Annotated in this window: 21 protein-coding genes; 8 read left to right on the plus strand and 13 right to left on the minus strand. The window is 68.8% G+C overall.

What is annotated here, in order from left to right:
• Positions 1-227: 227 nt before the first annotated feature.
• The 4 genes from QR64_RS01685 to QR64_RS01700 form a co-directional block, all read right to left on the minus strand.
• On the minus strand, positions 228-1907 hold the full coding sequence (locus QR64_RS01685) for a sulfatase-like hydrolase/transferase (RefSeq protein WP_033098246.1): 1680 nt from the start codon (positions 1905-1907) through the stop codon (positions 228-230).
• Between the two features lie 141 nt (positions 1908-2048).
• Positions 2049-2477 carry a DoxX family protein gene (locus QR64_RS01690; RefSeq protein ID WP_019288774.1) on the minus strand — a complete coding sequence of 143 codons (429 nt, stop codon included), beginning with the start codon at positions 2475-2477 and terminating at the stop codon, positions 2049-2051.
• A 79-nt stretch (positions 2478-2556) separates the two neighbouring features.
• Entirely contained in the window at positions 2557-3633 is a 1077-nt protein-coding gene (locus tag QR64_RS01695) for a maleylacetate reductase (RefSeq protein WP_019288775.1), read from the minus strand.
• Positions 3634-3673: 40 nt separating this feature from the next.
• Positions 3674-4504, minus strand: coding sequence for a TatD family hydrolase (locus tag QR64_RS01700; RefSeq protein ID WP_039583779.1), 831 nt, complete (start codon positions 4502-4504; stop codon positions 3674-3676).
• A 22-nt stretch (positions 4505-4526) separates the two neighbouring features.
• On the opposite strand from QR64_RS01700, the gene metG reads away from it, so the two are divergent.
• The 5 genes from metG (at position 4527) to QR64_RS01725 (ending at position 10889) form a co-directional block, all read left to right on the plus strand.
• Positions 4527-6107, plus strand: coding sequence for a methionine--tRNA ligase (gene metG, locus QR64_RS01705; RefSeq protein ID WP_006553813.1), 1581 nt, complete (start codon positions 4527-4529; stop codon positions 6105-6107).
• Between the two features lie 86 nt (positions 6108-6193).
• A complete protein-coding gene (locus QR64_RS01710; protein ID WP_051121661.1) occupies positions 6194-7333 on the plus strand; it encodes a DUF2786 domain-containing protein in 1140 nt (379 codons plus the stop codon).
• A gap of 134 nt (positions 7334-7467) precedes the next feature.
• Complete coding sequence (locus QR64_RS01715; RefSeq protein WP_039583781.1) at positions 7468-8646, plus strand: NAD(P)/FAD-dependent oxidoreductase; 1179 nt, start codon at positions 7468-7470, stop codon at positions 8644-8646.
• Positions 8643-9524, plus strand: coding sequence for an RNA polymerase sigma-70 factor (locus QR64_RS01720; protein WP_039583783.1), 882 nt, complete (start codon positions 8643-8645; stop codon positions 9522-9524). The genes QR64_RS01715 and QR64_RS01720 overlap by 4 nt, the downstream gene beginning before the upstream one ends.
• Positions 9525-9536: 12 nt before the next feature.
• Complete coding sequence (locus QR64_RS01725; protein WP_039583785.1) at positions 9537-10889, plus strand: aminodeoxychorismate synthase component I; 1353 nt, start codon at positions 9537-9539, stop codon at positions 10887-10889.
• Here QR64_RS01725 and QR64_RS01730 read toward each other — a convergent pair.
• From QR64_RS01730 to rsmI, 3 genes are all read right to left on the minus strand, one after another.
• Positions 10853-14827, minus strand: coding sequence for a hypothetical protein (locus tag QR64_RS01730; protein WP_039583786.1), 3975 nt, complete (start codon positions 14825-14827; stop codon positions 10853-10855). The two genes, QR64_RS01725 and QR64_RS01730, sit on opposite strands and share 37 nt — an antisense overlap.
• A gap of 286 nt (positions 14828-15113) precedes the next feature.
• Positions 15114-16517 (minus strand): alanine/glycine:cation symporter family protein, encoded by a 1404-nt coding sequence (locus QR64_RS01735; protein WP_006553808.1) that lies wholly within the window; start codon positions 16515-16517, stop codon positions 15114-15116.
• Positions 16518-16713: 196 nt separating this feature from the next.
• Positions 16714-17601 (minus strand): 16S rRNA (cytidine(1402)-2'-O)-methyltransferase, encoded by an 888-nt coding sequence (gene rsmI / locus QR64_RS01740; protein ID WP_051424886.1) that lies wholly within the window; start codon positions 17599-17601, stop codon positions 16714-16716.
• A gap of 23 nt (positions 17602-17624) precedes the next feature.
• On the opposite strand from rsmI, the gene QR64_RS01745 reads away from it, so the two are divergent.
• On the plus strand, positions 17625-19202 hold the full coding sequence (locus QR64_RS01745) for a dolichyl-phosphate-mannose--protein mannosyltransferase (protein WP_039583787.1): 1578 nt from the start codon (positions 17625-17627) through the stop codon (positions 19200-19202).
• A 31-nt stretch (positions 19203-19233) separates the two neighbouring features.
• On the opposite strand, the gene QR64_RS01750 is transcribed toward QR64_RS01745, so the two are convergent.
• The 5 genes from QR64_RS01750 to mscL all read right to left on the minus strand — a co-directional run bounded on the left by QR64_RS01750 (position 19234) and on the right by mscL (position 23116).
• Positions 19234-20034, minus strand: a complete 801-nt coding sequence (locus tag QR64_RS01750; RefSeq protein WP_039583793.1) for a T3SS (YopN, CesT) and YbjN peptide-binding chaperone 1 — start codon at positions 20032-20034, stop codon at positions 19234-19236.
• A 62-nt stretch (positions 20035-20096) separates the two neighbouring features.
• On the minus strand, positions 20097-20570 hold the full coding sequence (locus tag QR64_RS01755; RefSeq protein ID WP_039583788.1) for a hypothetical protein: 474 nt from the start codon (positions 20568-20570) through the stop codon (positions 20097-20099).
• Positions 20567-22177: a BCCT family transporter gene (locus QR64_RS01760; RefSeq protein ID WP_006553803.1), complete on the minus strand. Its 1611-nt coding sequence runs from the start codon at positions 22175-22177 to the stop codon at positions 20567-20569. The genes QR64_RS01755 and QR64_RS01760 overlap by 4 nt, the downstream gene beginning before the upstream one ends.
• Before the next feature lie 114 nt (positions 22178-22291).
• Positions 22292-22654, minus strand: coding sequence for a GntR family transcriptional regulator (locus QR64_RS01765; RefSeq protein ID WP_039583790.1), 363 nt, complete (start codon positions 22652-22654; stop codon positions 22292-22294).
• 12 nt (positions 22655-22666) lie between these two features.
• Entirely contained in the window at positions 22667-23116 is a 450-nt protein-coding gene (mscL, locus tag QR64_RS01770) for a large conductance mechanosensitive channel protein MscL (protein ID WP_006553801.1), read from the minus strand.
• Positions 23117-23266: 150 nt separating this feature from the next.
• Between mscL and arsC the strand changes: the two genes are divergently transcribed.
• The gene (gene arsC / locus QR64_RS01775; protein WP_006553800.1) at positions 23267-23614 is read left to right on the plus strand and encodes an arsenate reductase (glutaredoxin); all 348 of its coding nucleotides are present in this window, start codon (positions 23267-23269) and stop codon (positions 23612-23614) included.
• Between the two features lie 7 nt (positions 23615-23621).
• Here arsC and arcA read toward each other — a convergent pair whose 3' ends face one another.
• Positions 23622-24833, minus strand: a complete 1212-nt coding sequence (arcA, locus tag QR64_RS01780; protein ID WP_006553799.1) for an arginine deiminase — start codon at positions 24831-24833, stop codon at positions 23622-23624.
• Positions 24834-24933: 100 nt separating this feature from the next.
• Between arcA and QR64_RS01785 the strand changes: the two genes are divergently transcribed.
• Positions 24934-25415 (plus strand): FABP family protein (locus tag QR64_RS01785; protein WP_084222258.1); only part of this gene is annotated, 482 nt, incomplete at its 3' end.

A 25415-nucleotide genomic window follows, 5' to 3' on the forward strand; every position in this document is an offset into this window, starting at 1 on the left:
GCACCCAGCCGGCACCAGTACCACTGCTAACTGCGAAGAGCCCGATTCGGGCGGCAAGGACATGGATTCCGTGAGGTAGCCGAGGAGCGCGCGCAGCTGTGCCCTGCCCCATGCGGGGGCGTTCGAGGTGCCGATGCCCACAGGCTCGGACGGAGCGGCCGGCTTCGCGGGCGCAGCGGTTTCCGGGACCGCCTACCGATGGTCGCGGTTGCCGGTGATCGGCTTCGTCAGCGTCCGGCCGACCCGCTGGGAATCGGGAGATCGGCGGATCCGCTCGGTACGGGGAACTGCGGAATCGTCACAGCCGGGGTGGTGCCCGTGCGGGCCATCACGTCCATCAGGACGGCGTGCATGGCCGCGACCTGCACCGGGTCGAAGTTCGCGAGATCGAGCGGGTTCGCGCGGTTGCGCGTCTCGAGCGGATCGTCGTGCAGGTCGTAGAGCTCGAACTGCGGCAGCGCGCGTCCCGACGGATCGAAGTACATCGCGTACTTCCACCTGTCCTGCCGGACGGCACGAATGTGGTTGGGCTGCTTCACCGTCGTCTGCCCGTTGGCCGCGGCGGCGTTCTCGTCGTCGAAGGTGAACAGGACGGTGTCCTGCACCTGTGGCGGCGTGCCACCGGACGACGCGCCCTCGATGACGGGCGTGAGGTCGACGCCCTTGAACGTCCACGCCGAACGGTCGGGCACGGCGGCCATCGTCGCGAGGGTGGGCATGACGTCGATCAGCGACGCGAGCGCGTCGGTGGAGACCGGCCTCGGGAACATCACCGGATTGCTCACCACGAGAGGGACATTGAGCGTCTCCTCGTAGGCGTTGAAGGCCTTCTGGCGGAGTCCGCCGTGGGAGAGCCCCATCTCACCGTGGTCGGCCACCCGGAAGACGACGGTGCGTTCGCGCATGCCCGAAACCGATTCCAGCGCATCGAGAACCGTCCCGATGTGCTGGTCGACGACCTTGTGCATGTAGGCGTACAGGTTGACGTACTGCCGTGCCGCTTCGGGACCGACGAGCGGACCGAGCGCACCTGCGAGCAGCAGGAGCAGTTCGGCCTGGGCGGTGGGCTTGAAGTTGCGGAGCAGGTCCTCGTCGATGGTGGGCGGCAGGTCGATTCCCTGCTCGAAGGCCTCGGGTGCGAAGGCCCCGTAGTTGTTGCAGTCGCCGTCGACCTGATCCCAAGTCTTCGGGTACGAGAGGATGTCGTGGGGATTGGCGAACGACACGATGAGCGCGAACGGCCTGTCGTCGGAGGCGCTGCGCGACCGCAGGAATTCGGCGGCGTCGGAGGCGATCTTGCCGTCGCGGTCGGCGCAGCCACCCCCGAAGTTCTCGGGTGCTGTGTCCTGCCCCGCCTCCGGGGGCTCCCACCCCGCGAAGCCGTACCGCGCGATGTCGTCGGGCGACGGGTCGCCGCCGTCGGCGCCCTTGCTCATGTGCCATTTGCCGCGGTAGTGGACGTCGTATCCGGCGGAGAGCAGCATCTTCGCCATGTTCTGGCCGTCCACCGGCAGCACGGGTTCGGTGGGCGAGAGCGTGCCACCCTCGGTGAGGGTGCTCACCACCCCGTGCTGGGCGGGATAGAGGCCGGTGAAGAACGTGCTGCGACTGGGCGAGCACATCGCGGCGTTGCAGAACGACCGCGTGAAGGTCAGCCCGGTGTCGGCCAGACGCTGCCGGTTGGGCAGGTTGTTGCGCGCCCAGTCGGCCGGCCAGTGCATCGGCTGGCGCTCCTGGTCGGTCATGATGATGAGGATGTTGGGACGCTGCGGTGTCCGAGGCTGTGCCGCAGATGATCCGGCGCCCACGAGGCCGGCAGCGAGGAGCGCACCCGCGCCCACGAGGAAGGTCCGTCGATTGACATTCCACGTGGTGTCGCGACGCGGAACAGCCTGCTGCACGGTCATATCGGTCCTGTCGGAGAGATCCGTGAACGCGTATGTCGTACAGGAGAATAACAAGACATATGCGTTGAGCGCGCGTCATCGGACGGAAGAGGCGCTGACGACGATCGGGGGAAATCGTCCACAGCGCCGCGGAACCGCAGGTCAGGCCGTGCGCAGGAGCGGAACCTTCCGCGCGAGGAATCGGTCGACGCTGAACGCTCCCGCACCGACCGCGGCGAGTAGGAGGGCCCCTGCGCCGAGCGCGGCCACGAGCTCGAAACCACCGTCGCCGACGTAGATTCCGTTCTCCACGTGCACGATGAAGAACGCGCCGAGCATGAGCAGGAACAGCAGGACGCCGAAGACGGGGACGAGCACACCGAGGATGAGCGCGAGACCGCCGAGGATCTCGATCCAGGTGGCGACGAACGCCGAGACGGCCGGGGCGGGCACGCCCATTCCTTCGAAGCCGGCCTTGGTGCCTTCGTATCCCCACGAATTGAACTTCTGCAGTCCGTGCGCGAGGAAGATGACGCCGAGTACGAGTCGGGCCACGAGGATGCCGAGGTCGCGGACGAGAGGGGTCTTCATGTCGAGCCTTTCGGGTAGGAGGCCGGAGAGCCCCACTTAGTTGAAGCGACAACTAAGGTAGCAACCCTTGGTTGTAGCTTCAACCAGACTTCTGCGCCGGTTCCGGACGGGTACCGGCGAACGCCTCCCCCAGCAACCGTCGCACGCCCACCTCCGTGACCTCCCGGGGATTCGGATACGGCTTCGCCGTCGCCAGTCGTGCCGCCTCGTCCAGATCGGACTCCCGGAACCCCAGTTCCTCGAGACTCGTCGGCCCACCGGCCGCCGCCACGAGGTCGTAGACGCCCGCGGACGCCGAATCCGTGCCGAGCGCCTGCGCGACCCGCACCATGACGTGCGGTACCGACGGTTCGTTGTAGGCGAGCGCGTGGGGCAGCACGACGGTGTGCGTGGCGGCATGCGGCAGGTCGAACGAGCCGCCCAGCACGTGACAGAGCTTGTGGTGCAGCCCCATTCCTGCCGAGGCGAGACAGGTTCCGGAGAGCCACGCCGCGAGCAGCAGATCCGAACGCCCCTCGGGATCGGCCGAATCCGCACCGAGCGCCGGGATACCCCGGGCGATCGCGGCCACGGCCTCGAGCGCGAGGGCGTCGACGATCGGATTGGCCTGTTCGGAGTAGAGGGCCTCGACCGCGTGGGCCATCGCGTTGATCGCGCTGGTCACCGCCAACGGAATGGGCATCGAGGTGGTGAACTCGACGTCGTAGATCACGGTCTCGGGAAGGATGTCGGGCGACGAACGCGTGGTCTTCACCCCGTCGGCGGTCTCACCGAGAACGGGCGTCACCTCCGACCCGGCGTAGGTCGTCGGCAGGATCACCTGATCGATCCCCGTGCGGAGTGCCAGTGCCTTGGCCAGTCCTGTGGTCGAGCCGCCACCCACCGCGACGACCGCATCGACGTCGTGCTCGGTGACCCGGCCGAGGACCCGTTCGGTCACCTCGACCGGCGTGTGCATCACCGCGCCGTCGAAACGCGCGACCTGCAGATCGCCGAGATACTTCTCGACCAGTTCCGCCTGGTGCCGCACGTGCTCGCCGGCGAGCAGCAAAACGCGGGAACGATCGAGTCGACGTACTTCGTCCGCGACCCGCGAGGCGGTACCGGGGCCGAAGATCACACGTACCGGATGAGAGTTGTAGACGAAGGAGCGCATGCCCGTATTCTCACGACGGGAGTGGGGACGCGCGTGCCCTTTACGAAAGTCCGTACACCCGCTCGGCGTTCGCGGTGGTGGCCGCCGCCAGTTCCTCGGCGTCCTCGCCCCGCACCTCGGCGAGCGCGCGCACGGTGTACGGCAGGCAGTACGACTCGTTCGGCGCGCCCCGGAAGGGATGCGGGGTCAGGAACGGCGCGTCGGTCTCCACCAGCACCAGCTCGCGGGGCACGAGCGGCGCCGCTTCACGCAGGGCCTTCGCGTTCTTGAAACTCACGGTGCCCGAGAAGCTCAGCAGGTATCCGGCGTCGACGCAGCGGCGGGCCATGTCGGCATCCGACGAGAAGCAGTGGAAGATCACCTTCTCGGGTGCGCCCTCGTCGTGCAGGACACTCAGCAGGTCGGCGTCGGCCTCGCGGTTGTGGATCATCAGCGGCTTGCCGAGTCGCTTCGCGAGGTCGATGTGCCAGCGGAAGCCCTCCTCCTGCTCGGCCGGTTCGGCGCACCCGTCGAGCTTGCCGGGCCAGTAGAGGTCGAGGCCGGTCTCCCCCACCGCGACGCAGCGCGGGTCGGCGGCGAGTTTCTCGATCTCGGCGCGGGTAGCGTCGTCGAGACTGTTCGCGCGGGTGGGATGGATGGCGACGGCCGCGTGGACGCGGTCGTCCCAGTGCGCAGCCCGCACGGCGAAACGCGCCGCCTCGAGATCGTCGGCGACGGTGACGATGCGTCCGACCCCCACCGCGGCGGCACGATCGACGATCGCGGAGGTCGTCGCGGCGTCCTCGGCACCGCACGCGTCGAGGTGCGTGTGGGCGTCGACGAGGGGACTCAACGGCTGCGGGGCTTCGGGGGCGGGACGGGCTGCGCTCACGCCCTATAAACTACTGGCCACCATGACTGCGCCTGATTCCTCCCGCCCGGCTGCCGGCGATCCCACCCGCCCGCCGTTCTACGTCACGACCGCGATCGCGTACCCGAACGGCGCCCCGCACATCGGGCACGCCTACGAGTACATCTCGACCGACGCGATCGCGCGGTTCAAGCGACTCGACGGCTTCGACGTGCGCTTCCTGACCGGCACCGACGAGCACGGCCTGAAGATGCAGCAGACCGCCGCGAAGGAAGGCATCCCGGTCACCGAACTCGCGTCCCGCAACTCGGACGTGTTCGAGGCCATGGACAAGCGGCTGAACATCTCGTACGACCGGTTCATCCGCACCACGGACGCCGATCACCTCGAGGCGAGCAAGGCGATCTGGCAGCGCATGGTCGACTCGGGCGACATCTACCTCGACACCTACGCGGGGTGGTACTCGGTCCGCGACGAGGCGTTCTACACCGACGGCGAGACCACCCTGCTCGAAGACGGCTCGCGGATCTCCACCGACACCGGCACCCCCGTGGAGTGGACCGAGGAGTCCACCTACTTCTTCCGGCTGTCGGCTTATCAGGACAAGCTGCTCGAGCTCTACGAGAAGCAGCCCGACTTCATCGCCCCGGCCACCCGCCGCAACGAGATCGTCAGCTTCGTCTCCGGCGGCCTGAAGGACCTGTCGATCTCCCGCACCACCTTCGACTGGGGTGTGCCGGTCCCCGATCACCCCGATCACGTCATGTACGTGTGGGTCGACGCGCTGACCAACTACCTCACCGGCGCCGGCTTCCCCGACACCGAATCGGAGTCCTACCGCCGCTACTGGCCCGCCGACCTGCACATCATCGGCAAGGACATCACGCGGTTCCACACCGTCTACTGGCCGGCCTTCCTCATGTCGGCGGGGCTCGAACTGCCGAAGCGGGTCTTCGTCCACGGCTTCCTGTTCAACAAGGGCGAGAAGATGTCGAAGTCGGTCGGCAACGTCGTCGACCCGCTCGAGATGGTCGACCGGTACGGCCTCGACCAGCTGCGCTTCTTCCTGCTCCGCGAGATCTCCTACGGCCAGGACGGCAGCTACAGCCACGAGGCGATCGTCACCCGCATCAACGCCGATCTCGCCAACGACCTCGGCAACCTCGCGCAGCGCTCCCTGACGATGGTCGCGAAGAATCTCGAGGGCACCGTGCCCACGCCGGGCGAGTTCACCGCCGACGACGAGGCGATGCTCGCCCAGGCCGACGCGCTGCTCGCGAAGGTGCGCGCCGAGTTCGACGCGCAGGCCCTGCACCTCGGTCTCGAAGCGATCTGGCACGTCCTCGGCGAGACCAACCGTTACTTCTCGGCGCAGCAGCCGTGGGTGCTGCGCAAGACCGATCCCGAGCGGATGGCGACGGTCCTGTACGTCACGCTCGAGGTCGTTCGGATCGTGGGTCTGCTCGTCCAGCCGGTGATGCCCGATGCCGCCGCGAACATCCTCGATCTCCTCGGTCAGACACCCGAGGCACGGCAGTTCGACGCCGTCGCGACCCGCCTGGCTCCGGGCACGACCCTGCCCGCCCCGGCACCGGTGTTCCCGCGCTACGTCGACGAGGACTGAGCGTCCGATCCGGCGACGGAGAGCTTCACCTGCGTGTTCTCCGTCGCCGCGCAAACCTGTCGGTGCCGTGCGCAACACTGCGGCGCATGCGCAGCGATAGAACACATGTTCGATCCGATGGCCTGAACGAGCACTCCCTGCTCGCCGAGCTGGGCGGTGCCTACGAGCGGGGATGGCAGCCCGCCGACGTGCTCCACGTGACGGCCCGCTCGGGTGGTCCCTCCGATGTCGCACTGACGGCGGCCACGATGCTGTTCGACGCGCAGATCCGGCGCGCGGCCGAACGCGCCCCCGTCGAGTGGGTACGGCAGCTCGACGAGATCACCCGCCGGCACCCGCGTCCGGCCCACGCCGCCGGAGCCCCGACCCTGGCCGACGGTCTGTTCCGCGCGTTCCCCGACGTCACCCGCTTCGAGATCGAAGGGCTCGCCTTCACCTGGAAGTACCTGCCGTCCTTCGCGATCCTCACACCCCCGCCGTCGCGATGGCCGTCCGTCCGGTCCGGCGACCCGTCTGCGCCCGCCCCGCCCGACACCCGGATCCTCGAACGCATCCGGGCACTGCTGTCGAAGGCCGAGTCCACCGACTTCCCCGACGAGGCCGAAGCGCTCACCGCGAAGGCGCAGGAACTCGTCTCGCGTCACGCCGTGGGTGCGGCGCTGCTGGCCGGACCCGACTCCGGCACAGACCCGGTCGTCGGCCGGCGCATCCACCTCGACAGCCCGTACATCCGCGAGAAGGTCCTGCTCCTCACCGCCATCGGCGACGCGAACCGCGTGCGCACGGTGTGGTTCACCCGGGTGCAGATCGCGACGATCGTCGGTACCGCCACCGACCTGCAGCAGGCCGAGATGCTGTACACCTCGCTGCTCGTGCAGGCCGGACGGGCCGTGCAGGCGGCCGGAACGGCGGGGCGGCGCGGATCGTCCGCGACCTCCTTCCGCCGCGCCTTCCTCACCGGCTACGCGCACCGGATCGGCGAACGTCTCCGCGAGGCGGACGTCCGGGCCACCGCCCACGCCGCCGCCGACGCGCAGATGCCCATCACGAAACTCGCACCCATCCTCGCCAGACGCTCCGACGCCGTCGACACCGAGTTCCGGCGGTTGTTCCCCGTCACCCGCGACTCGCGTAGCCGCGGGGTCGACGCCGACGGCTTCCACGCCGGTCGGGATGCGGCCGAGACCGCCTCGCTGACAACGGAATTCCGCACGGTCGGTCGCTGACCGGATCGATCACCGACGAGGTCGACAGCAGGAGACGGGCGTCACAGGAATTCGCGGTGGCGCCGTGTCACATCCCTGCCACGAGCGGTGTCCTATCGGTGACACCACTTCCGACAAGCGAAGGGAACAGAGCGATGACGACGCAATTCCATGTGGTGGTCGTAGGGGCGGGCTACGCCGGAGTGATGGCTGCGAACCGCTTGCTCGCCGAACACCCCGAGGTGGCGGTCACCGTCGTGAACCCGCGACCGGTCTTCGTCGAACGCGTCCGGCTCCACCAGGTGGCGGCCGGATCCGGAACCGCCACACACGAACTGTCCGATCTCCTGCACCCGCGGGTGACGCTGCACGTCGGCACGGCCGTACGGATCGAGCCCTACGCGGTGTCCCTCGCCGACGGCACGGTCCTGCCATGCGACGCGGTGGTCTACGCCGTCGGCAGCACCACGGGCTCCGGCGCGATCCCCGGTGCGGAGAAGGCGTTCTCCGTCGCCGACCTCGACTCCGCCACTGCCCTGCGCGACGCGCTCATCGAGGCGGACGATCACGCCTCCGTCGTCGTGATCGGTGGCGGGCTCACCGGTCTCGAGACCGTCACCGAACTCGCACAGTCGCATCCGCGGCACACCCTCGTCCTCGTCGGCGATCCGGGAGCGGCCCTTCCTGTGAACACGCAGCGTTACATCCGCCACCGGCTCGACGAACTGGGCGTTCAGGTCCGGTCGGGAACGCGGGTCGCCCACATCGACGACGGCTCGGTCGTCCTCGACGACGGCTCCGAGATCCCCGCGACCCTCATGGTCCGCACGGCCGGTTTCTCCGTGCCCGACCTGGCCCGTCGCAGCGGCCTGCCGGTCGACGACGACGGTCGTCTCCGGGTGCGCGACACCCTGCAGGCGGTCGACGGCTCGCCGATCGTCGGCGTGGGCGACGGCATGCCGGTCGTCGGCGTGGGCGACGCAGTGGTGGTGGACGGCAACGACCACCTGCGCATGAGCTGCCAGGCGGCGATGCCGCTCGGCATCCACGGCGCCGACACGGTGTGGCAGTTGTTGCAGGGACGCGAGCCGGAACCGCTCTCGCTCGGTTTCGTCACGACCTGCATCTCTCTCGGCCGCGATCGCGGCGTCGTGCAGTTGTCGGCACGCGACGACACCCCGTCGAGGTGGGCCCTGCGCGGTCGGCTCGCAGCACCGGTGAAGGAAGCCGTCGTTCGTGGGACCATCCACACCATGCAACTCCAGGCGCGCGGACGTGCCCTGCCGTCCCGACGCGGACCGGACACCGCCGCACGCGAGAAGGCTCACATATGACCGGCGACGACGTCTTCACCGAGCATCGGGGACTGCTGTTCTCGATCGCCTACGAGATCACCGGCAGTGTCGCCGACAGCGAGGACGTCCTGCAGGAGAGTTACATCCGCTGGGCCCGCACCGACACCGGCAGCGTCGACAATCCGCGGGCCTACGCGGCGCAGATCGTGACGCGTCAGGCGCTGAACTCGCTGCGCTCGGCGCAACGCCGCCGGGAGGACTACGTCGGGCCGTGGTTGCCCGAGCCGATGCTCACCGCCCCCGACGCAGCCGCCGAGGTCGAACTCGCCGAGTCGGTGTCGACCGCGATGCTGTTGGTGCTCGAGACATTGACGCCCGTCGAACGCGCGGTTTTCGTGATGCGCGAGGTGTTCGGTTTCGAGTACGGGCGCATCGCCGAGACGGTCGACCGTACCGAGAGTGCCGTCCGGCAGATCGCGCACCGCGCCCGCGAGCACGTCCATGCCCGGCAGCGACGCTTCACTCCCGCGGGCGACGAGACCGACCGGGTGGTCGCGGCGTTCCTCACCGCGGCCACCACCGGCGACCTCGACGGACTGCTGTCGCTGCTGGCTCCCGACGTGCGGTACCTCGCCGACGGTGGCGGCAAGGTCACTGCGGCCCGAGTTCCGATCTTCGGCTCCGCGAAGGTCGCCGGCCTGTTCCTCGGACTGGTCCGGCATCCGCTGCCCGACATGACCATCGAGCCGGCCGTGGTGAACTCGATGCCCGGTTTCCTCGTCTACTCGGCAGGTGTCCTCGACATGGTGCTGCACCTCGAGATCGACGACCACCTGATCACCGGCGTCTACGTGGTCCGCAATCCCGACAAGCTCACGCATCTCCGGGCTCGTCCCGATGCTTCCGACCAGACATGACAAGCTGACGCCATGCGGATGGAACGACTCGGCCGCGGCGGCACCGTCGATCGCGTGCTCGGTGCACTCGCAGAACGCGCCAGGATCCTCGCGATCCCCGCCCCGGCGGCACTGTCGGGTGAATGGTTCGGGGCGGCGGCCGTGCTCGTCCCGTCCGTGTCCGTCGAATCCGTCCCACCGGCAGAGGTCTTCTCCCTCCCCGCGGACGCTCCCGGGCCCGGCGGTGCCGATCAGCGCTTCCAGCGCAGTGACGACCGGCCGCTCATCGGAGGCGGGCGCATCGGTTATCTCGCCTACCCGGATCGCATCCCGGACCGACCCGCGCTACCCCTCGCCGCGAGCGGGTGGACCGACACTGTCCTGCGTCTCGACGCCGACGGGTGCTGGTGGTACGAGACCCTCGGTACCGCACCCTGCTCCGACGATCTCGCCGCGGCAGTCCTCGATTCACCGTCGACCGCCGCCCCGCCGACGAACGCCACAGAGTCGACGAACGCCACGGACTGGCACATCGACTGGACACCACCGCCTCGCGACGAGCACCGCCGCGGCGTCGAACACTGTCTCGACGCGATCCGCGCCGGCGAGGTGTACCAGGCGTGCGTGTGCACGCGGTTCACGGGCAGATGGGACGGCGATCCGCTGGCGTTCTTCGCCGACGGGATCTCCCGGACTGACCCTCCGCGCGCCGCCTACCTGCAGGGATCGTGGGGTGCGGTCGCGTCGCTCTCGCCCGAACTGTTCGTCTCCCTCCACGGCGACACGCTGCGGTCGAGTCCGATCAAGGGCACCCTCCCCCTCTCCGCCGACCCCGCCGGGCTACGGGCATCGGTCAAGGACGTCGCCGAGAACGTGATGATCGTCGATCTCGTCCGCAACGATCTCGGCCGCGTCGCCGAGACCGGTTCGGTGCGGGTCGAGGATCTTCTGACCGTGCGTCCCGCACCCGGCGTGTGGCATCTGGTGTCCACCGTCGCGGCGGAGCGGCGACCGGGTGTGACGGTCGCCGATGTGCTCGACGCGGCGTTCCCGCCCGCATCGGTGACGGGCTGCCCGAAACTCCGCGCCCGGACGCTGCTCACCAGGTGGGAGGGTTCCGCGCGAGGTGTCTACTGCGGCACCGTCGGCATGTCGAGTCCGATCGCCGGCACCGAACTGAACGTCGCGATCCGCACCGTCGAGTTCGGGCACGACGACAGCGGCAACGGCGTGTGCGCGCTCGGTGTGGGAGGCGGCATCACCATCGACTCCGATCCCGACGCGGAATGGCAGGAATGCCTCGACAAGGCCGCCAGCATCCTCGCGCTCGGCGACGCGCGGGCAGCCGTTCAGCACACCTCGTCGGGAAGCGACGGCAACTCGTAACGGTCGAGGACCTCCTCGAGTCGCACCGAGGTGGAACGGCAGATGCGGGCTACGACGGCATCGGCGTCGAGCCCCCATGTGCGGAGCAGACCGTCGCCACCGGCGGCGACGATGGTGCTGTCGGGCGCGAAGGTCACCTGCCATCGTCCCGTTCCCATGTCGGTGACCGGGCCACCGATCTCGTGCATGCCGCCCGGGTCGGCGACGTCCCACAGACGGACAGTGCCGTCGTCGCTGCCGCTGACCGCGCGGGTGCCGTCGAGGGTGATGGAGACGGAGTAGACCGTGCCGGTGTGGCCGCTCAACCGGGTCTCGCGGGCGACGAAGTCACCGGACTCGGTGCGGTCCCAGACCACCACGTCGTGGTCGTCCCCGCCGGTCACCAGCACGTCGCTCGACCCGCCGAAGGCCACGGTGTTCACGCCGGTTGCGTGCCCGTCCGAGACGTTCACCCGTGTCGGGGAGCGCGGATCGGTCACGTTCCAGGCGTAGATCTCGCTGTCGGCGCTCGTGACCACGAGACTTCGGCCGTCGGGGCTGATGGCAGCACTGCGCACGAGATTCTTCGGTCCCGTCAGCGGCTGGCCCCACGGCACCGGTTCGGCGGGATCCGCGATGTCCCACAACTGCACCGTGGAGTCGTCGGCGCCGGTCACGAGGGTCGTGCCGTCGGGTCCGAACGCCAGGGCGGAGGTGAACCTCGTGTCGAGCGGCACCGGATCGCCGAACGGCTTCGGTGTTGCCGGATCGCGCACGTCCCACAATTGCACGCTGCCGCCGGAGGTCGGTGCCGTGGCCAGGATCGTGCCCGCGGGCGAGAGCGCGCACACGTACGCACCGCCGAGCGGGCGCGGCAACGCGATCCCACCGGCGCGGTTCCAGTCGCCGCCCTGATCGACCCGCCAGAGCGTGACATCCGGTCCGTAGCTGCCGGTCGCGACGAGGGCTCCGGCACGATCGATCGCCGGCCTGGTCAGCGCTCCGTCGGCGACCGCCATCCGGGTCTGCGGCATCGTCCACACCCGGACGTTGGAATCCTGTCCGCCGGTGACGACGGTGGTCCCGGTCGGGCTCACCGCGAGCGTCGGGACACCGCCTCCGTGCCCGGTCAGCGGCGGGCCGATCTCGTCGAGGGTTCGTGTCGACGGGTCGACGTCCCACAGTTTCGCGGTGCCGTCCCAGGACGCGCTCGCCAGTGTGCGTCCGTCGGGGAGGAAGGCGATGTTCCAGACACCGCCGGTGTGGGCGTTCGTCGGCACCCCCAGCGGGCGGGCCGCGCTCGGATCGGTGGTGTCGAACAGGTGCAGCACACCGTCGTCGCTGCTCGCCGCGAGGATCGTGCCGTCGCCGTTGAAGCTCACCGAATGGGCCACGTCGCCGAAACCGGTGAGCGGCTCACCGAGCGGCACCGGCCGCGAGGGCGTGCTCACGTCCCATAGCCGGACGGTGCGGTCGTCGCTCGACGTGGCGAGGACCTGCCCACCGGGACGGAAGGCCACCGTCCGCACACCACCGTCGTGCTCGTCGACCAAGGTGACGGGGAACCGGCCCGATCCGGGATCCGAGGTGTCGACGAGTGCGACGTGCCCGTCGTCGTAGGGCACGGCGAGCACCCGCCCGTTGGGTGAGTACCGCACGTTGTGCACGGCGCCGTCGGCGTAGACCTGCCGGTCGAGCACCACGCGCGGCGCGGCACGATCGGACGCGTCGTAGATCCACACACCGCCGTCACCTGCCCCGATCGCGAGGAAACGGCCGTCGGGGCTGAACGAGACGGACGCCATGTACTTCGACGACAACCGCAACGGCTCGCCCACGGCGGACGGTTCGTCGCCGTCGAGTGCCCACAGGCGGACGGTGCCGTCATCGCTCGCCGACGCGAGGGTGGCCCCGTCGGGGGAGACGACGACGCCGTAGACCGGCCCGGTGTGTCCGCTCAGTGTGTAGGCGAGGGGCACGGCCTGGCTGGCGATGAGCCTCGAGTACGCGACCGGGCTGTCGGGCTGGAGTTCGGCCGCGACGAGCGCCAGGTTCGCCGAGATCGTGGAGTCCTTGTCCCGCAGGGAGTCGGACAGCGCGACGATCTGCTGGAACTGCGCGGTGCTCCGTGCCGTCTCGGCCCGGCTCTTCGCGTCCCAGGCCAGTCCGGTCATGACGAACGCGATGATCGTGGACAGCGCCATCGCGGTGATGCCGACCCGCCGGGTCCGGGTCTCGCGGGCGATCTGCCGGCGGGAGGCGTCGAGGAAGGCCACCGCGGTGGGGCTGAGCGCGACCGGCCCGCGCCGGCCCTCGGGAGTGCCCGCCATGGCGAGGTGCGGATTCTGCTCGGACACGACGTCCATGCGTCCGCGCTGGTAGAGCAGCTCGCGGTTGCGTCCGGAGCCGAGCCAGGTCGACGCGTCGGCCTCGATCTGCTGTCGCAGGGCGGCACCGGCGCGGTCCTGCTGGATCCAGGACTTGAGTCGGGGCCACGCGTCGATCACCGCATCGTGGATGAGTTCGACATAGTCGGCGTCGACGACGAGCACACGTGCCGACACGAAATGGTCGAGGACGCGCTTCGACGCGTCGCGATCCTCCCCGCCGACCGCGAGCAGTTCGTTCAGCGACCGCGCGATCTTGACGTCCGTGCCGGTCGTGGTGACGTACACCAGGTGGACGAGCATCGAGCGGGCACGGGCACGGTCGGAATCGTCGGCGAGACTCTCCCACGCTCGTTCGGCGCCGGCGGCGACGGATCCGCGGACCCCGCCGGTCGCGCGGTAGGCGGCGACGGTGAGCGTGCCCCCGCTGCGCTTGTCCCACAGGGAGTCGAGCAGGTGGGACAGCAGGGGAAGCTCGGTGCCGCTGATCTCACCGTCGGCCAGTCCGGTGAGGTCGTGGAGGATGAGGTCGACGAGACCTGGTTCGAGGCGGACACCCACGAGTTTGGCGGGCGCGGTGATGACCTCGACGAGATCGTCGCGGTCGAGGGGCTGGACGGTCTTGGTCCGCCGTTCGAGGGCCCGGGCGAGCACGGGAGTGGCCACTGCCTGGTCGTAGAAGTCCGACCTCATCGTCGCGACGACGAGTGCGGGCGCGTCGCCGTCCGAACCGGTCGACGCCGTCTCGATCAGGGTGAGGAACTCGGTGCGCAGAGCGACGTCGCTGCACTGGGTGAACAGTTCCTCGATCTGGTCGACCACGATCAGCAGCAAGGACGACGACGTACGGGAGGCCGCGGCACGCAGGGACGCGTGGACGGCGGTGTGGTCGGCGGGGTCGCCGACGTCGGTCAGTTCGGGGAGCGCGTCGACGAGTCGTGCCACCGGGTCGGTGCCGGGGGTGAGGACCACCGGGTGGCAGTCCGGCGCGGAACACAGCTGGGGAATGAGACCGGCCTGTACGAGCGAGGACTTGCCGACGCCGGAGGCACCGGTCACCACGACCGGGCCCTGCCCGTGGGAGGCCGTCACCACGTCGGCGAGGGTCCGCACACTCTGGGCGCGCCCGAAGAACAACCGGGCGTCGTTCTGACGGTAGGAGGCGAGTCCCTTGTAAGGGCGGATCCCGGGCGGCACCGATACCGATGCCGATTCCTTGGTGCGCGGAGCGTTCGCCTGGCCGCGCGCGGCCTTCCACCAGTTCTCCCACTGCTTCAGGGAGTACAGACCGGGGGCCGGCGGTTCGGCGTTGAGCTCCCGCGCCGCGCGGATGAGGACCACGAGCACCGGATGCACCGACTCGAAGTTGGCCGGCATCCGGTTGCCGCTGCGCCAGTCGCTGACCCGCTGTACGGAGACGGTCCGGTCGCTGCCCACCGCCCGGGCGACGGTCGCGGCATCCGAGACGACCTTCTTGAGGGCGGGACGACCGGCTGCGGCGAACAGCATGCGCAACTGGTCGGCGAAGAACTGACGCTGCGCCGAACCAGGCTTTCCGCCGGTCTCTGACATCCGTTCCGCGCCCTTCGTGCTCCCGTTCCCCGCCTGCAAACATCCGCTGCGGAAAAATTCCTCACCACGTCTGAGCAGGGATGATACCGGTTCCGCGCCGGTCGGTATTCTTCGTCCCCATCAAAGACGGGGAAGAGTGGTGACCACGCAAGGTTCGGCCTTGCAGTGTGGGGCGGGGGCCTCCACGCCGATAGGGACTGACGAGGGGTAGTTCCGGGTCGGCGTGGAGGCATGCTCCACATACGTTCGGCCCCGCATCACGCGGGGCTTTTCGCGTATCCCCGGCCTACTTCACGACGTCGGGATCGTCCGTCGCGACGGGGCTGTTCAATAGATACGGATCGCGATCCAGGTAGGCCTTCGTCTCCCGCGCGATCAGTCCCGACAGCACCAGCAGACCGATCAGGTTCGGCAGGGCCATGAGGCCGTTCATCACGTCCGAGAAGTTCCAGACCACCTCGAGCTGGGTGGTGGCACCGATGAACACCACGATCACGAAGATCGCGCGGTAGGGCACCACGCCGCGGCGACCGACGAGACGCTCGACGCACCGCTCGCCGTAGTACGACCAGCCGAGGATCGTCGAGAAGGCGAAGAAGACGACCGAGATGGCAACGATCCAGTGACCCCAGTCCCCACCGAGGCCGTCGGCGAAGCCGGCCGATGTCATCGCGGCGCCCTGCTCGCCGGACTCCCAGGCTCCGGTCGTGACGATGACCAGACCGGTGAAGGTGACGACGATGATCGTGTCGATGAACGTCTGGGTCATCGACACCAGGCCCTGACGCACCGGGTGGGTGGTCTGGGCGGCCGCGGCGGCGATCGCCGCGCTGCCCATGCCCGACTCGTTCGAGAAGATGCCGCGCGCCACGCCGTAACGCAGAGCGATCATGAAGACCGATCCGATGAAGCCACCGGTGGCCGCCGTGCCGGTGAAGGCGTCGGTGAAGATGAGCGCGAAGGCATCGGGGATCTGCGTGAAGTTGACCGCGAGGACGATGATGCCGGCGCCGACGTAGAGGAGGATCATCGCGGGCACGAAGCCGGCGGTGACCCTGCCGATGGACTTGATGCCGCCGAGCAGGACTGCCGCGGCGAGCACGGTCATCACGATGCCACTGAGCCAGGTCGGCACACCGAAGGTGCCGTCGAGCTGGGTGGCGACGGTGTTGGCCTGGGTCATGTTGCCGATGCCGAAGCTGGCGAGCACGGCGAACACCGCGAACAGCAGACTCAGGACGAGACCGGCCTTGTTGGGGATGGCGCGGGCGAGGTAGTACTGCGGACCACCGCTCTGCTCACCCTTGGCGTCGGTCGTGCGGTACTTCACGCCGAGGAACGCCTCGGAGTACTTGCTGGCCATGCCGACCAGGCCGGTGACCCACATCCAGAACAGCGCGCCGGGCCCGCCGAAGTAGATCGCGGTGCCGACACCGGCGATGTTGCCCACGCCCACCGTCGCGGCGAGCGCGGTGGTCAGTGCCTGGTACTGAGAGATGTCGCCTTCGGTGGCGCCTTCGTCGTGGCGGGTGATCAGACCCAGCCGCAGTGCGGGCCACAGCTTGCGGAACTGGATGCCCTTCAGCCGAATCGTGAGCACGAGGCCCGTGCCCAACAGCAGCGGGATGAGCAGGTACGGCCCCCACACCACCCCGCCCACCTCGACGAGGAAATCGTTCACCGAATCCATCCGCGTCCTCCTGATCGTCCGAAGCCCCCGACAGCGTCCGACCGGCCGGTGCCGGTGACGTCTGCGCTCGGGACCCGGCAGAGTCTAGGCTTCCGTGGCACGCAATGTCCCCGGACCCCGCGGCGCGTCCGATATGCGTTCTTCTCGATCGGTGGTCGGCAGGCCGCGTCAGTCGCGACGCGCTTCCAGCACCGCGTCAGTCGCGACGCGCTTCCAGCACCGCGTCGTACAGTTCGCGCTTCGAGACCGTCGCACCGGACGACGTCGACGCCGCTTCGGCGACGACGGCGCAGGCGTCCTTCAGCCGCATCCCGTCCTCGACCTTCCGTTCCACCTCGTCGACGAGGTCGACGGGGTCGGTGGCCACGGCAACCGCCCCTTCGAGCACCACGGTGATCTCACCGCGCGCGCCCTCGACGGCCCACTCGGCGAGTTCGGCGAGCGTGCCGCGGCGCACTTCCTCGTAGGTCTTGGTGAGTTCGCGGCAGACGGCGGCGCGACGGTCACCGCCGAGCACGTCGACGGCGTCGGCCAGACAGGCCGCGAGCCGGTGCGGTGCCTCGAAGAACACCACGGCGCGAGGCTCCTGGACGAGCGTGCCGAAATACGCGCGTCGCTGGCCCGGCTTGCGGGGTGGGAACCCGTCGAAGCAGAACCGCTCGACCGGCAGGCCCGACAGGGCGAGGGCGGTGGTCACGGCGGACGGACCGGGCAGGCAGGTCACCGGCAGACCGGCCTCGACGCACGCCGCGACGAGCCGATAGCCGGGATCGCTCACCGAGGGCATGCCCGCGTCGGTGACGAGCAGGACGGTGCGGCCCTCCTCGATGTCGGTGACCAGGCCCGGCAGTCGCGACACCTCGACCTGATCGTAGAAGCTCACGACCCGCCCGGTGATGGTGACGCCGAGCGCCGCGGCGAGTGCCTTGGTGCGCCGGGTGTCCTCGGCGGCGATGACGTCGGCGGTGCCGAGAGCGTCGCGGAGACGCGCCGAGGCGTCACCGATATCTCCCATCGGAGTGGCGGCCAGCACGAGCCGGCCCTCTCCCGGATTCGCGCCGTGGACCGGTTTGGCTGCCTGCATACGGCTCAGCCTACGATCGGAACGTGACCGTGACGGACCGCAGCCCTTCACAGGCCCCCGGCCGTGGTCCGTCGGCAGCGCAGGATCGTCGCCTCATCGGTCCAGGCCCGTTGGTGCCCGGACCCGAGCCCCTTCCGGGAGATCGGGCGCGGGGCTGGATCGTCACCGCCTTCGTCACGGCGCTCGCCGCGATCACGCGGTTCACGATGCTCAACTACCCCACCGATGCGAAGACGCCGGTGTTCGACGAGAAGCACTACGCACCGCAGGGCTGGCAGGTGCTCACCGGCGGCTGGATCGAGGACAATCCCGGCTACGGGCTCGTCGTGCATCCGCCCGTCGGCAAACAGATGATCGCGCTCGGCGAGGCACTGTTCGGATACACCGCGTGGGGTTGGCGTTTCTCGGCCGCTGCGGCCGGCGTCGTGCTCGTCCTGCTGGTCGTGCGGATCGTGCGGCGGCTGACCCGCTCGACGATGCTCGGCGCGATCGCCGGTCTGCTGCTCGTCGTCGACGGGGTGACCTTCGTGTCGTCCCGCCTCGGCATGCTCGACATCTTCCAGGCGGTCTTCGTCGTCGCGGCCTTCGGATGCCTGATCGTCGATCGCGACGATGTGCGTTCCCGCATGGCGAAGGTGCACGCCGAGGGCCGTGTCCTCGACAGTGTGTGGGGTCCGCGCTTCGGTGTGCGCTGGTGGCGCTTCGGCGCGGGCATTCTGCTCGGCCTGGCGGTCGGCACCAAGTGGTCGGGTCTGTACTTCATCGCGTTCTTCGGCCTGATGTCCGTGGCCTTCGACCTCGCGGCGCGCCGCGCGTACCGGGTGCAGCGCCCCTGGGTGGGGACGGCGCTGCGCGACATCGGTCCGGCGCTGTATGCCCTCGTGCTCGTCCCGCTCGGGGTGTACCTGTCGACCTACTGGGCGTGGTTCGCGAGCGAGACCGGCGTCTACCGTCACGCGGTCGGCTCGCGGATCGGCCACGACGGGATGTTCTCGTTCGTGCCCGACGCGCTGCGGTCACTCTGGTACTACAGCGCGAGCGTCCTGGAGTTCCACTCCGGCCTGACGAACTCGGCCGGCAACCAGCATCCCTGGGAGTCGAAGCCGTGGACGTGGCCGATGGGCCTGCGTCCGATGCTGTACTACTTCGCCGACGGCGAGCGGATCAGCGGATGCGACGCCGAGCAGTGCGTCAAGGCCGTGATGCTGATCGGAACGCCGGCGCTGTGGTGGGTGTCGGTGCCGGTGCTCGGATGGGGACTGTGGCAGCTGCTCGTCCGCCGCGACTGGCGGTGGGCCGCGGTGCTCACCGGATACGGCGCGGGGATCCTCCCGTGGTTCGCGAGCCTCGACCGGCAGATGTACTACTTCTACGCGGTGCCGATGGCGCCGTTCCTGGTGATGGGTGTCGCGCTGGTGCTCGGCGACATCCTCGGGTCGCCGCACGCCTCGACGGAACGACGGACGACCGGGCTGCTCGTGGTGTGCCTGTATGTCGGGCTCGTCATCGCGAACTTCGTGTGGTTGTGGCCGATTCTCACGGCGCTGCCGATCACCCCGGAGCACTGGAACGACCAGCTGTGGCTCCCCAGCTGGCGCTGAGCGGAGCGCAGTCGCTCGTCCCGAGGAGAGCTCAGTTGGGTTCGTCGAGCACGCTGCCCTCGGCCAGCTCGACGTCGCGGTCCCTGTCGGAGCCGTAGCGGATGCCGTCGAAGCGGCGCTCGAATCGCTCGTCGACGACCGTGAGGAAGCCCTTGAGTCGTTGGAGCAGCTCGGACAGGTGGCGGGGCACGAACGGATCGCCGAGCAGGTCGACGGTGGCGACAAGCCGGTCCTCGACGAGCACCACCTTGATGTGCGGCCACGTCCGGTTCAGTTCGGTGAGCTCGGCGAGCGCGTGGGTGCGACCGCCGGTGGGCGTGGCTCCCGGGGTGTCGTCCTCGGGGATCGCGTGCAGCAGCGGTGCCCACAGCCGGATGCTGCCGTCGTCGTCGATCACGACGAAGACCACATGGGAGTCGAGGACGACGACGAAGTCGCCGTCGGCGTCGACCGGCACAGGGCGGCCGAGGGCGTGCGCGAGCGCATCGCTCACGCGTTCGCGGAGGTCGCCGAGGGCTGAGGGCGGGTGTGCCTGCAAGAAGGCCGGATGCGGCACCTTCCCGCGACCGCGCAGCACCGACACGATGTGCCGGGCGAGCGTGTGGGCCTCGGACACGGGCCTGGTGACCGGCTCGGATCCGGTGACCTCGATCGTGGCGTGTCCCCCGGCGCTCGCGAGCACCCGCACGCAGGCCGCGGGCCCCGAGGCGGTCTCGGCGTGCAGTTCGAAGGCGTCGGGTCCGGCGAGTTCGGAGATGCGCCGGGCCAGTTGCGAGGCGTAACGGGACCAATCGCGGTCGAGGGCCTCGTCGAATCGGTCGGTGTCGGTCACGCGCACTCCTCTCGAAGAGCAACTGCCGGGCAGGCGACACCGTACTCGGGGTGGGCGACAACTCACCGCAGGCACGCGGCGTCGTGTGTCACCCCGTGATGCCGTCGTCCGGCCGCCGCCCACACCGCGACTCGCGATCCGCATTCGAGGATGTCGACGATCGCGAATCCTGCCCGTGCGAGAACGGTACTCACGGTCATCGAGACGGTTCCGGTGTCCTCCCCCGGTCCTGCCCCGTCGATCACCCACAGTTGTCCGTCGTCGGTCAGCAGCGGCGCGAGGGCGGCCGCGGCGGCGGTGTCCTCGCGGAGGTCGGGGATGTCGAGTGCGTAGATGCGGTCGAACTTCTCCCGCTGCGCGAACTCGTGGGCGCGGGCCACCGAGGGTGCCACGCGCACGCGGCCGTGGGGACCGACGTTCTCGGCGACCACGGCGGAGGCGGGCCCGGCGTCGATCGCGAGGACGGACGTGCCCGGACGCGCATCGAGGACGTCGAGCAGGAACTCGACGTCCTCGATGTGGGACCGCTCGGTCATTCGACCTTGCGCAGTGTCCGTTTCCTGCGCCCGCCCGTGATCAGGGGGTCGCGCTGCAGATCCCGGTACAGCGACACGCACAGACCGATCATCACGAGGAGGAAGGGAGCTGCCGCGATGATCGTCATCGTCTGCAGGGCGTTGAGGGCTTCCTCGCCGCCGCTCCACAGCAGCAGGGCCGCGACACCGCCGGTGAGTCCGCCCCAGAAGACCACGACGCCGCGATTCGGCGCGAGGGTGCCGCGTTGACTGAGGCTGCCCATCACCATCGACGCGGAGTCCGCTCCGGAGATGAAGAAGATGGCGATGAGGAGCATCGCGACGACCGTGGCGATGCCGGTGAGCGGGAGGTTGCCGAGCACCCCGAACAGCTGTCCTTCGACGCTGTCGGCACCCGCGATGTCCAGGCCGTCCAGCTGCTGTCCGATACCGGCGCCGCCGAACACCGAGAACCAGATGAGGCTGACGAGGCTCGGGACGAGGATGACACCGACGATGAACTCGCGGATGGTGCGGCCGCGGCTGATGCGGGCGAGGAACATGCCGACGAAGGGCGCCCACGAGACCCACCACGCCCAGTAGAAGATCGTCCAGCTCGACAGCCACTCACCTGCGGCCTCGTTGGAGGCGGCCGTGCGCGCCGACATGCGGGCGAACTCCGCGGCGTAGGCACCGAGGGTGGTGGGCACGAGGTTGAGGATGAAGACGGTGGGTCCGAGCACGAACACGAAGATCGCCAGGATCGCGGCGAGCACCATGTTGATGTTCGACAGATATTGGATGCCCTTGGCGACACCCGTGACCGCGGAGGCGATGAACGCGAGCGTGAGCAGTGCGACGATCGCGACGAGCAGCATCACCCCGGCCGTCTCGAGCCAGCCGGTGACCTCGAAGCCCGAGCCGATCTGCAGCGCGCCCAGGCCGAGCGACGCCGCGGTGCCGAACAGGGTCGCGAACAGGGCGAGGATGTCGATGACCTTGCCGAGCGGACCTTCGGCCCGGCGTCCCAGCAGCGGGATGAACGCCGAGCTGATGAGCTGCTTGCGACCCCTGCGGAAGGTGCCGTAGGCGATGGCCAGACCCACCACGGCGTAGATCGCCCAGGGATGCAGGCTCCAGTGGAACATCGAGGTCGCCATCGCGACGCCGGTGCCGCCGGTGCTGCCCGGTGGCGGCTCGACGAAGTGCGAGAGCGGTTCGGCGACACCGAAGAACATCAAGCCGATGCCCATGCCGGCGGCGAACATCATCGAGATCCAGCTGACGGTGCGGAACTCCGGCTTCTCGTCGTCCTTGCCGAGCGGAATGCGGCCGTATCGGCTCACCGCCAGCCAGAGCGCGAAGAACACGAATCCGCTCGCCGTGAGCACGAACAACCAACCGAACTCGACGACGATCCAGTCGAGGATGTTCCCGGTAACGGTCCCGAAATTGTCGGTGGCGGCCAGGCCCCACACCACGATCGCCGCGACCAGCGCGGCAGCGACTCCGAAGACCACTTTGTCGGTCTGCGGCGGATGCGCCGCGGACGCGGCTACTTCAGAAGCACGGGCGCCCGAGACCTCGTCGATCTCCTCGGACCCGGGCCGATCACCAGGGACATTCATGCGAACAAACCTTGCAAGTTTCGGGCGCTTGCGGAGCGGAATCGTCGAACCCGAGAAAATCATCACATTCCGGACGCGCCGTGCATTCTCTGCACGAACCCGAAGATCGACAGGTCAACCCGCGCGCAGGGCGGCCGAGACGAACTCGAGGATCTCCTCGTCGGACATCCCGAGTGCCCTCACCTCGGTTACGTACTCGTTGGTGGATCGCTGGGCCCGCGTGCGGGTGGGATCGCCCGTGTCGGCGACGAACGTCCCCGCCCGCCCCCGGGCCTCGAGCACACCCACCTTCTCGAGTTCCCGGTAGGTCTTCGCGACCGTGTTCGGAGCGATGCCGAGGGTGTCGGCGAGGCCCCGGACGGTGGGCAGCTTGGTACCAGCGATCAGCTCACCATCGTGGACCAGGTCGACGATGCGTCGCCGCAGTTGCTCGAACGGCGGGACAGGCGAGTCTGGATCGATGGCGAGGTCGAGCATTCTCGCAGGTTATCAGCGCTCGGTGACCTTGACGGGTGCTTCGGCCGAGGGCACCTCGGCAGGGGCGTGGTTGTAACTCCCGGTCTCGAGCAGGTCGCGGATCTGGATGAGCAGATCGGTCTCGCTCAGCGGCTCGTCCTCGGGCTCCTTCTCCGGCGCGAAGCGGGCCTTGGCCGCGTTGACCGGCACGATGAGCACGAAGTAGACGACGGCCGCGATGATCAAGAAGTTGATCGCCGCGGAGATGACGGCGCCCAGGTTGACGAAGGTCGCGTCGTTCGACGAGAGCAGGCGGAAGCCGAAGCCCATCTCATTGTCGCCACCCACAGCAGCGACCAGCGGGTTCACGATGTGATCGGTGAACGCCGTGACGATGGACGTGAACGCCGCGCCGACGACCACTGCGACGGCGAGTTCGACGACGTTTCCGCGCAGCAGGAAATCCTTGAAACCTTTGAGCATCGTGCTCCGTACCTTTTCTGGTGAGAATTCGAAAAACTTCAGTGCGCGGAGATCGTAGTAACGCTGCCCACCGGCTTCAACAGGGACGAATCGGGCAACACGGCGGCGGGTGGCAGCGGGTTACGGATTGCGCCGGGGCAGAATCGGGCCATGGCAACCACGGCGACGATCTATCACAACCCGCGCTGCAGCACGTCACGCAACACTCTGGCGTTGCTGAAGGAGAACGGACTCGAACCCACGGTCATCAAATATCTCGAGACTCCGCCCTCCCGAGACGAACTGCAGGCGCTGCTCGATGCGGCAGGTCTCACACCGAGTCGAGCGATCCGGAAGAAGGAATCGCTCTACAAGGAGCTGAACCTGGCCGAAGCGTCCGAGGACGAACTGCTCGATGCGATGGTCGCGAATCCGATCCTCATCGAGCGTCCGCTGGTCGTCACCGACAAGGGCACCGTGCTCGCGCGTCCGGTCGACAAGGTGCGCGAGATCCTCTGACGAGGAGTTACAGGACCGCCCGCGAGAGCGGGCACGACATGCATCGTGGACCGCCGCGGCCGGAACCGAGTTCCGACCCGGCGATCCGCAGTACCTCGATCCCCGAATCCTCGAGGCGGGTGTTCGTCTCGACATTGCGTTCGTAGGCGACGACGACGCCGGGCGCCACGGCCAGCGTGTTGTTCCCGTCGTCCCACTGCTCACGCTCGGCGACAACGGAATCCAGACCGGTGTCGATGACACGCAGTTTCTCGATCCCCATCGCGTCGGCGGCGGCCTCGAGGAAGGGGCGCGGCCCCGAGATCTGCACCGCGCCGTTCTCGCGGTGGATGGCGAACGCCTGGAGGCTGTCCCGGATCGCCGGGTACATCACCACCGCGTCGACGTCGACCATCGTGCACACGGTGTCGAGGTGCATCGACGCCCGGCGCTGCTCGATCGGGACCGCCAACACGGTGTGCGCGAGCTCGTCGTCGAAGACACTGCGCGCCAACGCTTCCGCACCGGCCGGACTCGTCCTCTCCCCCACCCCCACGGCGACGACGCCGGGCGCGAGGAGCAACACGTCGCCACCCTCGACGGGCGCGGTGTGCGATTCGTACGCGCGTCGCACGTGGAGGAATTGCGGGTGAAAGGCGTAGATGAGGTCGGTGAGGCTGGTCTCGCGCCGGCGCGCGGGCAGCGCAAGATTGGGGATCGCCACGCGCGAGCCGATCCAGAAGGACGAATCGCGCGTGAAGAGCAGGTTCGGCAGCGGTGCGATCGCGAAATCGGAACCGTGGTGCATCAGCCGCACGAGGGACGGGGCAGCGCCGTTGCCCACCGCGGGCAGTTCGTCGAAGGTCATGCCCGCGATGAGGATCCGGGCGAGCTCGGCAGCGGGCAGGGCACGCAGATGGCCCGTCAACTCCTCCGCGAGGGCATAACCGAGACGCTGTGCGTCGACGGCCGACGACACGCTTTGCACCCGCGCGGCGCCACTGGCCTCGAGTGTCTCGGTGAGCAGGTCGGCCAGCAGGAACACCTCCACCCCGCGGCTGCGCAGCAGCTCGACGAAGGCGTCGTGTTCCTCCTGGGCGCGCGCCACCCACGGCAGGGCGTCGAAGAGCAGCTGGTCGTTGTTGCGGGGCGTGAGGCGTTCGAGTTCGGCACCGGGCCGGTGCAGCATCACGGCGCGGAGTTCACCGACTTCGGACTCGACACCCCAGCGATGACTCATATGCTCACGGTATCGCGCAGGACGGCGGCATCCGGGTCAGGCGCGTCGAGTACGGCGGCAACGATTGCGAAGAACACACCGAGAACACGAGGGAGATTTCATGGCCGACGACCCGCTCGGGTGCCTGGCACCGTTCGCCGGGCGCTGGACCGGAGGTGGCGACGGCCACTACCGCACCATCGACGACTTCGCGTACGACGAGACGATCGAGTTCGCCACCATTCCCGGAAAGCCCTTCCTGATGTACGTCAGCCGTACGCGGCACCGCACGGAGGGACGCCCGTTGCACACCGAGAACGGCTACCTGCGCCGCAGCGGCGACGACGTCGAACTGCTCGTCTCGCAGCCCACCGGGTTCGTCGAGATCCAGCGGGCCCGGCCGGAGGGCGGCGTGCTGGACTTCACCACCCTCACCCTGGAGCGCTCACCCGACGCCAAGCCCGTGCACGAGGTCCGGCGGCGTTTCGAGGTCGACGGCGACGTGCTGGTCTACGACTTCTGGATGGCCCACGCCGACACCCCTCTGACGCATCATTTGCGGCTCTTCGCACTTGGTAGGGGCGGGTGTCGATCGACCCCGTT

Source organism: Rhodococcus sp. Chr-9, assembly GCF_000801125.1.
Classification (GTDB): Bacteria; Actinomycetota; Actinomycetes; order Mycobacteriales; family Mycobacteriaceae; genus Rhodococcus; species Rhodococcus pyridinivorans.

Bases quoted from the DNA above. Each gene is read 5' to 3' on its own strand.
- QR64_RS01685 (WP_033098246.1), bottom strand. From the start codon at position 1,907: ATGACCGTGCAGCAGGCTGTTCCGCGTCGCGACACCACGTGGAATGTC.
- QR64_RS01690 (WP_019288774.1), bottom strand. From the start codon at position 2,477: ATGAAGACCCCTCTCGTCCGCGACCTCGGCATCCTCGTGGCCCGACTC.
- QR64_RS01695 (WP_019288775.1), bottom strand. From the start codon at position 3,633: ATGCGCTCCTTCGTCTACAACTCTCATCCGGTACGTGTGATCTTCGGC.
- metG (WP_006553813.1), top strand. From the start codon at position 4,527: ATGACTGCGCCTGATTCCTCCCGCCCGGCTGCCGGCGATCCCACCCGC.
- QR64_RS01710 (WP_051121661.1), top strand. From the start codon at position 6,194: ATGCGCAGCGATAGAACACATGTTCGATCCGATGGCCTGAACGAGCAC.
- QR64_RS01715 (WP_039583781.1), top strand. From the start codon at position 7,468: ATGACGACGCAATTCCATGTGGTGGTCGTAGGGGCGGGCTACGCCGGA.
- QR64_RS01720 (WP_039583783.1), top strand. From the start codon at position 8,643: ATGACCGGCGACGACGTCTTCACCGAGCATCGGGGACTGCTGTTCTCG.
- QR64_RS01725 (WP_039583785.1), top strand. From the start codon at position 9,537: ATGCGGATGGAACGACTCGGCCGCGGCGGCACCGTCGATCGCGTGCTC.
- QR64_RS01730 (WP_039583786.1), bottom strand. From the start codon at position 14,827: ATGTCAGAGACCGGCGGAAAGCCTGGTTCGGCGCAGCGTCAGTTCTTC.
- QR64_RS01735 (WP_006553808.1), bottom strand. From the start codon at position 16,517: ATGGATTCGGTGAACGATTTCCTCGTCGAGGTGGGCGGGGTGGTGTGG.
- rsmI (WP_051424886.1), bottom strand. From the start codon at position 17,601: ATGCAGGCAGCCAAACCGGTCCACGGCGCGAATCCGGGAGAGGGCCGG.
- QR64_RS01755 (WP_039583788.1), bottom strand. From the start codon at position 20,570: ATGACCGAGCGGTCCCACATCGAGGACGTCGAGTTCCTGCTCGACGTC.
- QR64_RS01760 (WP_006553803.1), bottom strand. From the start codon at position 22,177: ATGAATGTCCCTGGTGATCGGCCCGGGTCCGAGGAGATCGACGAGGTC.
- QR64_RS01765 (WP_039583790.1), bottom strand. From the start codon at position 22,654: ATGCTCGACCTCGCCATCGATCCAGACTCGCCTGTCCCGCCGTTCGAG.
- mscL (WP_006553801.1), bottom strand. From the start codon at position 23,116: ATGCTCAAAGGTTTCAAGGATTTCCTGCTGCGCGGAAACGTCGTCGAA.
- arsC (WP_006553800.1), top strand. From the start codon at position 23,267: ATGGCAACCACGGCGACGATCTATCACAACCCGCGCTGCAGCACGTCA.
- arcA (WP_006553799.1), bottom strand. From the start codon at position 24,833: ATGAGTCATCGCTGGGGTGTCGAGTCCGAAGTCGGTGAACTCCGCGCC.